The organism is Micromonospora sp. NPDC007271 (assembly GCF_040634005.1).
GTDB lineage: Bacteria > Actinomycetota > Actinomycetes > Mycobacteriales > Micromonosporaceae > Micromonospora.
The window spans coordinates 21,882-35,002 of record NZ_JBEYER010000006.1; the positions used below are offsets into that span (position 1 = coordinate 21,882).

10 protein-coding genes are annotated in these 13,121 nt (G+C 72.7%); 5 read left to right on the forward strand and 5 right to left on the reverse strand.

What is annotated here, in order from left to right; genetic code table 11:
- Positions 1-106: 106 nt before the first annotated feature.
- A complete protein-coding gene (gene dnaB / locus ABZ570_RS03965; RefSeq protein WP_358056510.1) occupies positions 107-2,806 on the forward strand; it encodes a replicative DNA helicase in 2,700 nt (899 codons plus the stop codon).
- Positions 2,807-2,972: 166 nt separating this feature from the next.
- Here dnaB and ABZ570_RS03970 read toward each other — a convergent pair whose 3' ends face one another.
- From ABZ570_RS03970 to ABZ570_RS03985, 4 genes are all read right to left on the reverse strand, one after another.
- Complete coding sequence (locus ABZ570_RS03970) at positions 2,973-3,356, reverse strand: zf-TFIIB domain-containing protein (RefSeq protein ID WP_358056512.1); 384 nt, start codon at positions 3,354-3,356, stop codon at positions 2,973-2,975.
- A gap of 23 nt (positions 3,357-3,379) precedes the next feature.
- Entirely contained in the window at positions 3,380-4,012 is a 633-nt protein-coding gene (locus tag ABZ570_RS03975) for a phosphoribosyltransferase family protein (RefSeq protein WP_358056514.1), read from the reverse strand.
- The gene (locus ABZ570_RS03980; RefSeq protein WP_358056516.1) at positions 4,009-5,340 is read right to left on the reverse strand and encodes a glycosyltransferase 87 family protein; all 1,332 of its coding nucleotides are present in this window, start codon (positions 5,338-5,340) and stop codon (positions 4,009-4,011) included. The genes ABZ570_RS03975 and ABZ570_RS03980 overlap by 4 nt, the downstream gene beginning before the upstream one ends.
- A gap of 154 nt (positions 5,341-5,494) precedes the next feature.
- Positions 5,495-8,047 carry a bifunctional diguanylate cyclase/phosphodiesterase gene (locus ABZ570_RS03985; protein WP_358056518.1) on the reverse strand — a complete coding sequence of 851 codons (2,553 nt, stop codon included), beginning with the start codon at positions 8,045-8,047 and terminating at the stop codon, positions 5,495-5,497.
- A 650-nt stretch (positions 8,048-8,697) separates the two neighbouring features.
- On the opposite strand from ABZ570_RS03985, the gene moaC reads away from it, so the two are divergent.
- The 4 genes from moaC to ABZ570_RS04005 all read left to right on the forward strand — a co-directional run bounded on the left by moaC (position 8,698) and on the right by ABZ570_RS04005 (position 11,488).
- The gene (gene moaC / locus ABZ570_RS03990) at positions 8,698-9,189 is read left to right on the forward strand and encodes a cyclic pyranopterin monophosphate synthase MoaC (RefSeq protein WP_358056520.1); all 492 of its coding nucleotides are present in this window, start codon (positions 8,698-8,700) and stop codon (positions 9,187-9,189) included.
- The gene (locus tag ABZ570_RS03995) at positions 9,186-9,656 is read left to right on the forward strand and encodes a MogA/MoaB family molybdenum cofactor biosynthesis protein (protein ID WP_358056522.1); all 471 of its coding nucleotides are present in this window, start codon (positions 9,186-9,188) and stop codon (positions 9,654-9,656) included. The genes moaC and ABZ570_RS03995 overlap by 4 nt, the downstream gene beginning before the upstream one ends.
- 37 nt (positions 9,657-9,693) lie before the next feature.
- The gene (locus ABZ570_RS04000; RefSeq protein ID WP_358056524.1) at positions 9,694-10,950 is read left to right on the forward strand and encodes a molybdopterin molybdotransferase MoeA; all 1,257 of its coding nucleotides are present in this window, start codon (positions 9,694-9,696) and stop codon (positions 10,948-10,950) included.
- Positions 10,951-11,056: 106 nt separating this feature from the next.
- On the forward strand, positions 11,057-11,488 hold the full coding sequence (locus tag ABZ570_RS04005) for a molybdenum cofactor biosynthesis protein MoaE (RefSeq protein ID WP_358056526.1): 432 nt from the start codon (positions 11,057-11,059) through the stop codon (positions 11,486-11,488).
- Between the two features lie 43 nt (positions 11,489-11,531).
- Here ABZ570_RS04005 and ABZ570_RS04010 read toward each other — a convergent pair whose 3' ends face one another.
- A complete protein-coding gene (locus ABZ570_RS04010) occupies positions 11,532-12,968 on the reverse strand; it encodes a glycosyltransferase 87 family protein (protein WP_358056528.1) in 1,437 nt (478 codons plus the stop codon).
- Between the last annotated feature and the right edge of the window lie 153 nt (positions 12,969-13,121).

The following is a 13,121-nucleotide window of genomic DNA, read 5'->3' on the forward strand; positions in this document are numbered from 1 at the left end:
GTCCCCCGACCGTCCGGGCGGTGGCCCCCGACCGACCGGAGGGTCGTCGGAGCTGTCAGAGCCGGCGGTGGAGCTGGATTCGATCCGACGCAGCGAGGGGGGACCCGTGTCGGTCACCGACGATACGCGTGCGGAGCGGACCGGTGGACAACCGCCCGCGCCGGCGCAGCGGGACGCGCAGTTCGAGAAGACCCCACCCCAGGACGTGGCCGCGGAGCAGTGCGTCCTCGGCGGCATGCTGCTCTCCAAGGACGCCATCGCCGATGTCGTGGAGATCCTGAAGTCCAACGACTTCTACCGCCCGGTGCACGCCACCATCTTCGACGCGATCCTCGACATCTACGGCCGCGGCGAGCCGGCCGACCCGATCACCGTGGCGGCCGCCCTCGCCGACTCCGGCGACCTGGCCCGGATCGGCGGCGCGCCCTACCTGCACACGCTGATTGCCAGCGTGCCGACCGCCGCCAACGCCGCCTACTACGCGCGCATCGTCGGCGAGCGGGCCGTGCTGCGCCGGCTGGTCGAGGCGGGCACCAGGATCGTTCAGCTCGGGTACGGCACCGGCCAGGGCGGCAGCCGGGATGTCGACGACATCGTCGACCTCGCCCAACAGGCCGTCTACGAGGTGACCGAGAAGCGGGTCAGCGAGGACTTCGCCGTCCTCGCCGACATGCTCCAGCCGACGCTCGACGAGATCGAGGCGGTGGGCGCCCAGGGCGGCGTGATGACCGGGGTACCGACCGGCTTCAGCGACCTCGACCGGCTGTTGAACGGCCTGCACCCGGGGCAACTCATCATCGTGGCGGGCCGGCCGGGTTTGGGGAAGGCCCTGGCGCTCGACACCCCGCTGCCCACCCCCGAGGGTTGGACCGTCATGGGCGAGGTGGCGGTCGGGGACAAGCTGCTCGCGGCGGACGGCACACCGACCACCATCACGGCCGTCTTCGATGTGATGTACGACCGACCCTGCTACGAGGTCGAGTTCTCTGACGGCTCGGTCATCGTGGCGGACGCCGAGCACCTGTGGAAGACGACCACCCGGGCCAGCCGGCGGCAGCCGGAGGCGCGCCTGCGCCACTACTGGTCCGAGGCCTCGCTGGCCACGGTGCGGGCGGCTGCGGCGACGGCCGGAGCGGACCCGCACCGCCTGGTCACGCTCGCGCATGCTCCCGGCTATCCGGCCGGCGCTCTCCTGGCCGGCCTCCGCGAGCGGGGCGAGCGGCACGTCAACAGCGGTGCCCGGGCGCGCCACGACGGTGTGGTGACGACCGCGCAGATCGCGGCAACCCTGCGCACCGAAACGGCGGACCGCCGGCTGAACCACGCGGTGGAGAACTGCGCGCCACTCCAACTCCCCGAGCGGGACCTGGTTGTTCCGCCGTACACCCTCGGGGTGTGGCTCGGCGACGGGCACACCGGGGCGAGTCGCTTCACGACGGCCGACGCCGATGTGGTCGATCTGGTCGCGCAGGACGGTTTTGTGGTACGCCCCAGCGGGCCGATGGTCTACACCATCGTGCCGCTCGCTCCCGCCGCCAACCCTGACCGGACCTGTGTCGACTGCGGCTGCTCCACCCGAGCCCGGCGCGAGAACGCCTCGACTCGCCGGTGCGCTGAGTGCCACGACCGGAGCGGTTCCTTCCTGGCGCTGCTCCGGCAAGCCGGCGTGGCGCAAGAGAAGCACATCCCGCAGGAGTACCTACGAGCCTCGGAGGCGCAGCGTCGAGCATTGCTCGCCGGCCTGATGGACACCGACGGCACGGTCGCCCCGGCGGGGAACCTCCAGTACACGTCCACCTCCAAGCGCCTCATCGAGGGCGTCCGGGAGCTGGTGGTCAGCCTGGGCTACCGCTGCACGATCAGCGAAGAGCGGGTACGGGGGCGGACCGAGGATTCGTCCACCGCCTATACCTTGAACTTCTCCACGCCGGACCCGGTCTTCCGGCTCGCACGCAAGCGTGCGGCGCACGCGGAGCGGCGCCGGACGTCTTCGGACGCCCGGACCACCTCCCGGTTCATCGTGGACGTCCGGCCGGTGGCCAGCGTTCCGGTGCGCTGCGTGACGGTCGACAACCCCGACCACCTCTACCTGGCCGGCCGGTCCATGATCCCGACGCACAACAGCACGGCGAGCATGGACTTTGCCCGAAATGCGGCCATTCGCTCCAACCAGGCGTCGGCGATCTTCTCGCTGGAAATGAGCAAGGTCGAGATCGTCATGCGGCTGCTCTCGGCCGAGGCCCGCGTACCGCTGCACGTGCTGCGCAGCGGCCAGCTCTCCGACGACGACTGGACCAAGCTGGCCCGCTGCATGGGCGAGATCAGCGAGGCGCCCCTCTTCGTCGACGACACGCCGAGCATGAACCTGATGGAGATCCGGGCCAAGGCGCGGCGGCTCAAGCAGAAGCACGACCTCAAGCTGATCGTGGTCGACTACCTCCAGCTGATGACCTCACCGAAGCGCACCGAGAGCCGGCAGCAGGAGGTCGCCGACCTGTCCCGTGGCCTTAAGCTGCTGGCCAAGGAGGTCGAGTGCCCGGTGATCGCGGTGAGTCAGCTGAACCGCGGCCCCGAGCAGCGCACCGACAAGCGGCCACAATTGTCCGATTTGCGCGAATCAGGCTCAATTGAACAGGATGCCGACGTCGTCATTCTTTTGCACCGCGACGACTACTACGACAAGGAGTCGCCGCGGGCCGGAGAAGCGGACTTCATTGTCGCTAAACACAGAAATGGTCCGACCGACACGGTGACGGTCGCGGCCCAGCTGCACCTGTCCCGCTTCGTCGACATGGCCATCGTCTGACTCGTCCCGCCGCGAGCCGTCGGCAGCGAGTCAGCGGGAAGCCTCTGCCAGTGACGTGCAGGAACGGGGTCACCCGGCCGAATCGACGAATCCGCAGCAGGACAGCACCGTCGGTCAGTCGGAGAGTCACACCCAACCGGGTGACCCCACCCCTACATCCTCACTGTCAGTCGAAGAGTTCGCCGAGGAAGCCGTGGCGCTTCTTGCGCTTGTAGTGGCCGTGGTAGCCGTAGTGCCCCCCGTGGCCGTACGCGGGCTGCGCGTAGCCGTGGCCGGGCGGCGGCGGAGGGGGCGGCGGGACGGCGCCGTACCCGGGCTGGTGCGGGGCGGCGGTGGGCGGCGGGGGCGGCGGCGGGGTGTAGCCGCCTGCGGCGGGTGCGGCCTGCGGCGGGGTGTGCTGCTGGTTCCAGTTCGCCTCGGCCTCGAACAGCTTCTCGAGTTCGCCGCGGTCGAGGAAGATGCCCCGGCACTCGCCGCACTGGTCGATGACTACTCCGCTGCGCTCGTACTGGCGCATGTCTCCATGACACTTGGGACAGGTGAGCTGCATGGGACAAACGGTACCCGGTGACCTCACGCGGTGGCGGTGAGCGCTTCCGTCACCTCGTCGTCGGAGACCTCGTGGAAGTCTTCGTAGTACGCGCCCACCGCCATGAAATCGGGCGGTGTCTCGAGAATGACCACCTGGTCCGCCTCGGCGGCGAGCATCTCGTACGCCTGGTCGGAGCCGACCGGCACGGCGACGACGACCCGGGCGGCGCCCAGGTGGCGGGCGACCTGGACGGCGGCGCGGGCGGTGGCTCCGGTGGCCAGCCCGTCGTCGACGATGACCGCCGTCTTGCCGGTCAGGGTGAGTTGGGGGCGGCCGGCCCGGTAGCGGCGCTCCCGGCGGTCCAGTTCGGCCTGTTCGCGCTGCCGCACCTCGGCCTTGTCGGCGTCGCTGAGCCGGCCGGCGACCATCTCGTTGAGCACCTGCACCCCGCCGGGGCCGAGCGCGCCGTACGCCACCTCGGGTGCCCACGGCACGCCGAGCTTGCGGACCACCAGCACATCCAGCGGGGCGCCGAGCCGGTCGGCGATCACCCGGGCGACGGGTACCCCGCCGCGTACCAGCCCGAGGACGATGACGTCCGGCCGCCCGGCGAGGTCGGTGAGGCGATCGGCGAGCATCCGGCCCGCCTCGGCCCGGTCGCGATAGGTGGTCATGCTCTCAGGTCTACGCCCTCGGGGCGGGTCGCGTGGCGGAAGTTGACCGAAAGCCGGTCGGCCGTGGCCAGCGCGGGGGCCCAGACCAGCAGGGCGACCGGATAGAGCAGGTAGCCGAAGCGGGTCGACGGCATCAGCAGGATCGCCGCGAGCAGCCCGTACCCGCAGATCAGCGCGGTGGAGACGGCGGTGCGCGGCGGACGGCGGAGGAGCCGGACGGCGATCGCCACGCCCGCCGCGACCAGCAGCGCGGCGGCGACGGCTCGGCCGGCGGGCAGCGCGGTGGCGATGAGGTGGCCGGGGAACGGGGACTGCGCGGGGCTGGTCACCAGGCCGTGTCCGAGCGGGAAGCGCAGCACGTTTTCGACCAGGGCGTCCCGGTCGACCAGCAGGGCGGGTAGCAGCGCGAGGGCCGGCAGCCCGAAGGCCCCGAGGGCGGCGCGGACGCCGGCCCGGCGGGTGGCGGCCCAGCAGACCAGCACGACCGCGACCGGCCAGGCGAAGAGTTTCAGCGCGCCGGCCGCGCCGACCGCCAGGCCGGCCCGCCCGGGCCGGTCGGCTGCGGCGAGGGCCAGCGCGAGCAGGCAGAGTGCGAGTACGGGCAGGTCGTCGCCGCCGGTCGCCAGGGTGAGTGCGCAGACCGGCAGCACGGTGGCCGCCTGTACGCCCCGGAGCACGGCGGATCCGCGGCCGGGCGGGACCGGGCCGGGAGCGGCCCGCAGGGTGGCCACCGCGAGGGCCAGCATCGCGGCGGTGGCCAGGGCGAACCAGATCCGTGCGTCGGCCCACCAGGCGTCGGTGGCGGCCCGGGGCAGCCCGAACAGCGCCATCCCCGGCTGGTACGGGGTGTAGCCGAGCAGCTGTTCCGCCGGTGGCAGCGCGGCGATCGCGTCGTGGCCGAGGTAGGGGGTGCCGTGCTCGGCGAGCCGGCTGCCGGCGTGTTCGACCACGATCACCTCCTCCTGGGCCCGGTCGGTACGCCCGGCCGCCCGCTGGACGCTCTGCGCGACGACGGGCAGGAGCGCCGTGCTGGCCCAGGTGAACCCGGTAACCGCCCAGCGGGCACCGAGCCCGGCGAGTGGTGTGGCGGCGGGCCGGCGCCGAGCGAGGAGCTGGCCGGCCACGGCGAGCGCCGCCAGCAGGTAGCCGGCGGTGGCGAGCGTCCCCCAGGCCCGGTGCGGGAGCAGGGTGGAGGTGACGGCGGTGATCCCGGCGAAGGCCGCCGCGGCGGCGTAGAGGCCCAGGTCGAGGGCGAGCCCACCGGCTGCGGAGTCGATCGCCGCCCAGCGCCGGGTGGCGGTGGCGGGCCGGTCGGGGTCGGCGGTCACGCTGGCCAGTCTGGCAGACGGCCGCCCCCCGGCCCACGTCGTGCACCTCGTCCCGCCGCCCCCTGCGTGCGGATCCTGGACGGCTTCCGATCGGAGCTGAGGGCAGCTGTCCATGGTTCTGAGCCGATCGTGCGTCGGGTTCCGGGGCGCGGGATCAATGGTGGCTGGGTTCGTTGACGGTCTGGGCGGCGGTGGGTTCGGCGGCGGCCGTCCGGCCGCGCCCGCCCGAGCGGCGGCCCGGCAGGCGGATCACCGCGCCCGCGTCGTGCAGCGGTGGCGCGAGGGTGCCGGGGCGTCCACCCGCGCCCCGCTGGAGGGCGGCGAGCAGCGTGCCGGCCGGCAGCGGCCGGGCGAAGAGATGGCCCTGCCCGGCGGCGCAGCCCAGCTCCCAGAGTGCCCGGCGCTGCGGCTCGCTTTCCACGCCCTCGGCGACCACGGTCAGGTCGAGGCTGCGGCCCAGGTCGAGGGTGGAGCGGATCACGGCGGCGGCCTCGGCCGAACTCTCCATCGCGATGACGAAGCTTCGGTCGATCTTCAACTCGTGCACCGGGATGCGAGAGAGCAGCGACAGCGAGGAGTAGCCGGTGCCGAAGTCGTCGAGGGCCAGCTGTACGCCGGAGTCGCGCAGCTGGCTGAGCACCCGGTCCACCACGTCGAGCTGACTGAGCGTCAGGGTCTCGGTCAGCTCCAGCACCAGCCGGTCCGGCGGCAGGTCGTGCGCCCGCAGCCGGGCCAGCACCGCCCCGGGGAAGCGCGCGTCGAGGAGGCTGCGCGGCGACACGTTCACCGAGACCGGCAGGTCGAAGCCGGCGTCCCGCCAGGTGCCGGCCGCGATCAGCGCCTGGTCGAGGATCGCCTCGGCGAACGCGGGCAGCAGCCCGGAGCGTTCCACCGCCTCGATGAAGCGCAGCGGGTCGATCATGCCGTGGGTGGGATGGTGCCAGCGGGCCAGCGCCTCCGCGCCGATCACCTCGCCGCTGCCCAGGTCGACGATCGGCTGGAAGTTGACGGTGAACTCGTGGTCGGCGACCGCGCGGGGCAGTTCGCCGCCGAGGGTGAGCCGGCCCAGGTCGGCGGTGTCGTGGGTCGGCGCGTACGTGGCGGTCCTCCGGCCGGACCGCTTGGCCTGGTACATCGCCACGTCGGCCCGGCGCAGCAGCTCGGCCATCCCGCCGCTGGCCGGTGCGACGGCGATGCCGCCGCTGGCCTCCACGCTGATCCGCATGCCGTCCAGGTCGAGCGGTTCGTGCAGGGCGGCGAGCAGCGTGTCGGCCCGGTGCGCGGCCACCGCCGGGGCCGGCAGCCCGCGCAACAGGACGGCGAACTCGTCGCCGCCGAGCCGGGCCACCAGGTCGCCGGGGCTGGCCGCGCCGCGCAGCCGGTCGGCGACCTGCATCAGTACGCGGTCGCCGGCGCCGTGACCGAGGGTGTCGTTGACCTCCTTGAAGTGGTTGAGGTCGATCAGCACCAGGGCCGTGACGCCGTCGGCGTGCCGGCCGGTCAGCTGCTCGGTGCCCTCGTCGAGCAGGTGACGCCGGTTGGAGAGCCCGGTCAGGGCGTCGTGGGTGGCGGCGTACGCATGCTCCTCGGCGATCCGGGCCAGCTCGGCGTACGCCTGGGCGTTGCGGACCGCGGTGCAGAGCGCGGAGGCGAAGGTACGCAGGGTGTACCGCTCCCGCTCGGACAGCTCGACCGGCCCGGCGAAGCGGAGCCGCAGCACGCCGAGGTTGACCGAGTGGTCGTGCCCCTCCAGCGCCACCGGGATGATCGTGCCGTCCGCGGTGCTGGGCTCGGGAGTCGCGCCGTCGTACGCGATGCCGCCGGTGCCGCCGCGGACCGTCCGGTCATTCTCGTGCAGCTCGACCTCCACCTCGTCGGCGGAGAAGAGCTCGGCGGCCTGGGTGACGGCGGTCGCCAGTACCTGGTCCAGGCCGACGACGTTGAGCGCGTCGGTGGTCTGGGCGAGCCGCTGCCACGCCTGCTGTTCGGTGCGTGCCCGGATCCGGGTGGAGTACGCCAGGTGCAGGCTGAGCACCAGTGGCGGCACGGCGAGCAGCAGCCGGGGGTCGGCCCGCAGGATGAGCAGGGTGCACACCGTCACCACGAACCGCACCACGACGCCGACCACCCGCAGGTCCCAGTTCGACCGGAACTGACGTCGGACCGGGGTACCGGTGGCAAGCGCGATCACGGGTATCGCCATCGCCTCGTCGAGGAACGCCGCGACCAGGTAGACGATCCCCAGCCGGACGACCAGGTCCGTGATCGGCATGGCCGACCAGGGCCAGCCGAGGATGGTCGCGACCGCGACGGCACCACCGGCAACGAGTACGTGTTTGCCGATGCCGAAGGCGGTCTTGATGGCCGGCAGCCGCAGGATGGCGGAAGCGGCGGCAACCCCCATCCCGGTGCTCACGATCACCCAGGGGCCGGGCGCGATGACGACCCCGATCACCACGGCGGTTTCCACCCAGGCTACGGAGAGGGTGGTGGACCGGATCCGGACGGACGTCTTGACGACCCCACCGACCGCGATCATGAAGATCAGCGTGAGGAGCGTCGCAACGTCTCGGATCGAGGCCGGGGGCTGCCGTCCGAGCAGGACGGTTGCCGACACGGTGACCGCTGACGCGGCAACGACGATGAGACCGACGAGCGCCACAAGGTGCCGATCGGTCCCAACACGTCGTCCGTTGGTGTTGCTCATCCAGCTCCAGCAGCCGAACGGTTGACGCTTTCCCCTGCGTCAACCAGCAGGTTCGATGCCTCCGGAGCCTATCGTGATGGACTCTTTACGAGAAGTCTCCGCTCAGTGCCACTCGATGCTGCGCATCGCCCGACTCCTTTCCCGGCAGTCTTTCGCACCCAATTGGTCGATCCTCGGGATCTCCTGAAAGACAGCTTAGGAGTCAGATCCTGGCGATTAGAAGAGATAAATGTCGTTATGCGCAACATTAGCCAAGACTGTGGTGATATGTGACGTTCGGTCCATGAACCTTGCGCGGAGCGGAGTTGCTCGGATCCGGGATGTACCGGACCGGTTGCCCCTCGCAGCCATCTTGATGGAAGCAGTGTCCGGCCCGCCAGGGTGATCAGTAGTTGCTCACCTGGCGCTTCGACTGACGACCCGAGCGGGAATGGGCGAAAACGCCGCTCGGTGGCCAACAGAACGCCTTGCGGACCAGGCCCTCCGATCCACCTCTTGAAATTTTTCTTCAATTGGTTTGCGCACATTGGGGCGGAGTCGCCTCGTGGAAATTCGGGTCCTCGGTGGCCTCGCCGCCAGGTTCGGAAAAGAGAGTGCCACCTCGGTACGCCGAAGCCGCAACGTCGTAGCTGGTGGATAGGCTCGTGGCCGTGACCGATTCCGCGCAGCTCACCCACGTCGACGCCGCCGGCGCGGCCCGGATGGTCGACGTCTCCGCCAAGCCGGTCTCCGGTCGGCTCGCGGTCGCCGCCGGCCGGCTCCGCACCACGCCCGAGGTGGTGGAGCTGCTGCGCCGCGACGGCCTGCCCAAGGGCGATGCGCTCGCGGTCGGCCGGCTCGCCGGGATCATGGGCGCGAAGCGGACCCCCGACCTGATCCCGCTCTGCCACCCGATCGCCCTGCACGGCGTCACCGTCGACCTGCGGCTCACCACCGACACGGTCGAGATCACCGCGACCGCGAAGACCGCCGACCGGACGGGCGTGGAGATGGAGGCGCTCACCGCGGTGGCCGTGGCCGGGCTCGCGCTGATCGACATGGTCAAGGCCGTCGACCCGGCGGCGTCGGTCGACGCGGTGCGCGTGCTCCGTAAGGAGGGCGGCAAGACCGGCGAGTGGGTCCGGCCGGAGGACCGGCCGTGATCCGGGCCCGGGTGGTCGTCGCCTCCAACCGGGCTGCCGCCGGGGTGTACGCGGACACCAGCGGCCCGCTGCTCGTCGCCGGGCTGCGCGAGCTGGGCTGCGTGGTCGACGAGCCGGTCGTGGTGCCCGACGGCGAGCCGGTCGGCGCGGCGCTGCGGGCCGCCCGCGACGAGGGCGTCGACGTGGTGCTGACCAGCGGCGGCACGGGGATCACCCCGACCGACCGGACCCCGGAGGTGACCCGGGCCCTGCTCGACTACGAGATCCCCGGCATCGCCGAGGCGATCCGGGCGTACAGCCGGGACAGGGTGCCCACCGCCGCCCTGTCCCGCGGGCTGGCGGGCGTGGTCGGCCGGATGCTGGTGGTCAACCTGCCCGGCTCGCGGGGTGGGGCGAAGGACGGGCTCGCCGTGCTCGGGCCGATCCTCCGGCACGCCGTCGACCAGCTCCGCGGCGGTGACCACTGAACACGCACGGCGTCCGTCCCGGCGATAGGCTCGCCGGATGAGCACGGAAACCGCAGCCGCGGCGGCGCGGACCGCCGCACCGCCCGCCGGATGGGAGGAGGCCCGCTCCCGGGTGTACGCGGTCGGCCTTGCCGCCGCGCTCCCCGCGGTCGAGCGCCCGCTTGCCGAGGCCGACGGCCACACCCTCGCCGAGCCGCTGACCACCCGCACCGACCTGCCGGCGTTCCCCACCTCCAGCGTGGACGGCTGGGCGGTGCGCGGGGACGGCCCGTGGCAGGTGGTCGGCCGGGTGCTCGCCGGGCACACCCCGCCCCCGTTGACCGCCGACGGCACCACCGCCGAGATCGCCACCGGCGCGATGGTGCCGGCGGGCACCAGGGCGATCCTGCGGATCGAGGAGTCGACCCGGACGGCGGACGGCCGGGTCGCCGGCACGCCGCGCCCGACGCCCGAGTGGCGGGAGCCGGGCGAGGAGGCGTACGCCGGGGACGAGCTGCTGCCCGCCGGCACGCCGGTCGACCCGGCCCTGATCGGCCTGGCCGCCTCCTGCGGGTACGACACGTTGCGGGTCCGCCGGCAGCCGCGCGCCGCGCTGCTGGTCTTCGGCGACGAACTGCTGACCTCCGGTCCACCGGGTGCCGGCCGGGTGCGCGACGCCCTCGGCCCGGCGGTGCCCGGCTGGCTGCGCCGGTACGGCTGCCAGGTGGGCCCGGCCGACGTGGTGGGCCCGGTCGCCGACACCCTGCCCGCCCACGTGGCGGCCCTGCGGGGCGCGCTCGCCGACGCCGACCTGGTCTGCACCACCGGCGGCACCATGCACGGCCCGGTCGATCACCTGCATCCGACGCTGGCGGCGCTCGGCGCGGACTACGTGGTCAACACCGTGGCGGTCCGTCCGGGCTTCCCGATGCTGCTGGCCCGGCTGGTGGACGGCGACGGGCGGGTCCGGTTCGTGGCTGGCCTGCCGGGCAACCCGCAGTCGGCCGTCGTCGCGCTGGTCTCACTGGTCGCGCCCCTGCTCGCGGGCCTTCAGGGCCGGCCGATGCCGGTGCTGCCGCAGGCCACCCTCGCCGAGCCGATCCCCGGCCGGGGCGACTACACCCACCTCGCCCTGGTCCGGCTGGACCGGGCCGCCGGCACCGCACACCCGCTGCGCCACGCCGGCTCGGCGATGCTGCGCGGCCTGGCCGGGGCGGACGGCTTCGCGGTTGTCCGCCCGGGCGTCAGCGGCGAGGTCGGGGACCGGGTGCCCGTCGTACCGTTGCCGTTGCTCCCCGGGGAGCGGGCCTGGTGAGCGCGAGGACGCGCGTTCCGGGGCGGCTCGCCTGGGATGCGGCCGAGCCGGAATGCGCGCTTGAGCCGGGGTGGCGAGCCCCGCAGTCGCGAACGAAGGAGGAACCGTGAGCCGGGCGGAGGCGATCGTCATCGGTTCGGTGGCGGACCGGCCGCTCGACCTGGCCGCGCACGAGGCGGCGGTGGCCGACCGCCGGGCCGGGGCGGTCGTCTCCTTCCAGGGCGTGGTCCGCGACCACGACCACGGCCGCACGGTCACCGTGCTGGAGTACGAGGGTCACCCCACCGCCGAGGCCGTGCTGCGCGAGGTGGCGGCGGAGATCGCCGCCGACCCGGAGGTGTACGCGGTGGCCGTGTCGCACCGGATCGGCCGGCTGGAGATCGGCGAGGTGGCCCTGGTCGCGGCGGTCAGCACCGCCCACCGGGCGGCGGCCTTCGCGGCCTGCGCCCGGCTGGTGGACGAGGTGAAGGCGCGGCTGCCGATCTGGAAGCGGCAGGTCTTCGCCGACGGTACCGAGGAGTGGGTGAACTGCCCCTGACCGGCCGGTCGCCCGGCGAACCGGTCAGCGCCAGGCGGGCCGGTCAGCGGCGGGCGGTGAGCTGGGCGGTGCGGACCAGCCGCTCCTGGTAGAACGCCGGCTCGGCGCCCGGGCGCCAGGGCAGCGCCGCGACCAGCGCGATCAGGGCGATCGCCAGGGAGTTCTCCATCAGCGCGCCGAACAACCCGTCCTGGTAGTGGGACACCTCGGGGAGTTGGTGTTCGTACAGCCAGATCGGCGAGATCAGGAAGAGCAGGTAGAGCGCGAGTGCGCCGGCCCCGTGCCGTAGGCCGGTGAGTGCCGGGTACCACATCGGTGGACGCAGCGGCGGAACTCCGCCGGTGGGCGGTGCCGTGGTGACCCGGGGCGGCAGCCCACGGCTCGCCTCGCGGCGGCGTAGCGCGGCGTCGGCCAGCACGATGATCGCCGGGATGACCCAGACCAGGTGGTGCGACCAGGAGATCGGGCTGATCACGTTGGCGGTCAGCCCGACCAGGGTGAACGCGGTCAGCTCGTCGCCGTCGGCCCGGGCGGCGGCCGCCCGGGACAGCCCGAGCGCCAGCACCAGCAGCGAGAAGGCGAGCCAGAGCAGACCGGGCGTCTCGATGGAGTCGTAGAGCCGGGCGAGCAGGCCGGCGAGGGACTGGTTGGCGGTCATGTCCGCGGCGCCGATCCGCTCGGTCTGCCACAGCACGTCCGTGAAGTACGTCCGCGACTCCGGGCCGACCAGCGCGAACGTACCGAGGGTCACGCTGATGGTGGTGCTGAGAGCGATCACCGCCGCCCGCCACTGCCGGGTGATCGCCAGGTAGGCGATGAACAGCGCCGGGGTGAGCTTGACCGCGGTGGCCAGACCGATGCCGACCCCGGCCCATCCGCCGCCGTAGACGAACCGGGCCAGCGCCGAGTCGGCGGTGTCGTGGTGGGTGCCTCGTTTCGCCCGCCAGCGCAGTCCGACCAGGTCCGCCATGACCAGGGCGAAGAGCAGCAGGTTGACCTGGCCGTAGCCGAGGGTCTCCCGGGACGGCTCGATGGCGAGGGCCACCGGCGTGGCGATGCCGACGGTGAACCAGAGCGACCAACCCAGCCGGTCGACGATCGGGCGCAGCAGCGCGGCCAGCACGACGGCCAGCGCGGCGATGCTGGCCAGCGCGTTCAGCCAGCCGGCAGCCTCGACCGGCAGCCAGGACATCGGCAGCATGACCAGGGCGGCGAAGGGCGGATAGGTGAAGCCCAGGTTCGTCGCGGGTGCGATGAAGTCGTACAGCTCGTTGCCGCCCGCCCACCACACCACGGCACCGTGGTAGATCTTCATGTCGAAGAAGTTGTACGGCCGCCCGAAGGCGCCGATCGCGACCCACGCGGCGTAGGCGACGGCGGCGATGGCGGCGCTCCGTACGGCAGTCCTGCGGTCGACGCCACGCGTCCGGTAAGGGACTGGAACAAAGCGGCGCGTCGGTCTACCGACGGGCGTCGGCATGCCGTGGCCACCTCCGTACCAGGATCGTGCTACCCGTCCAGGTCCGGCACGGAGCCTAGAACCGTGCCTCACGTTGCAGCCTCCCGCGTCATGTGACCGTGTCCGATCCCACAGGTGTGGGGTGGTTCAGGTGATTGGCGGCCTTGCGGGGGG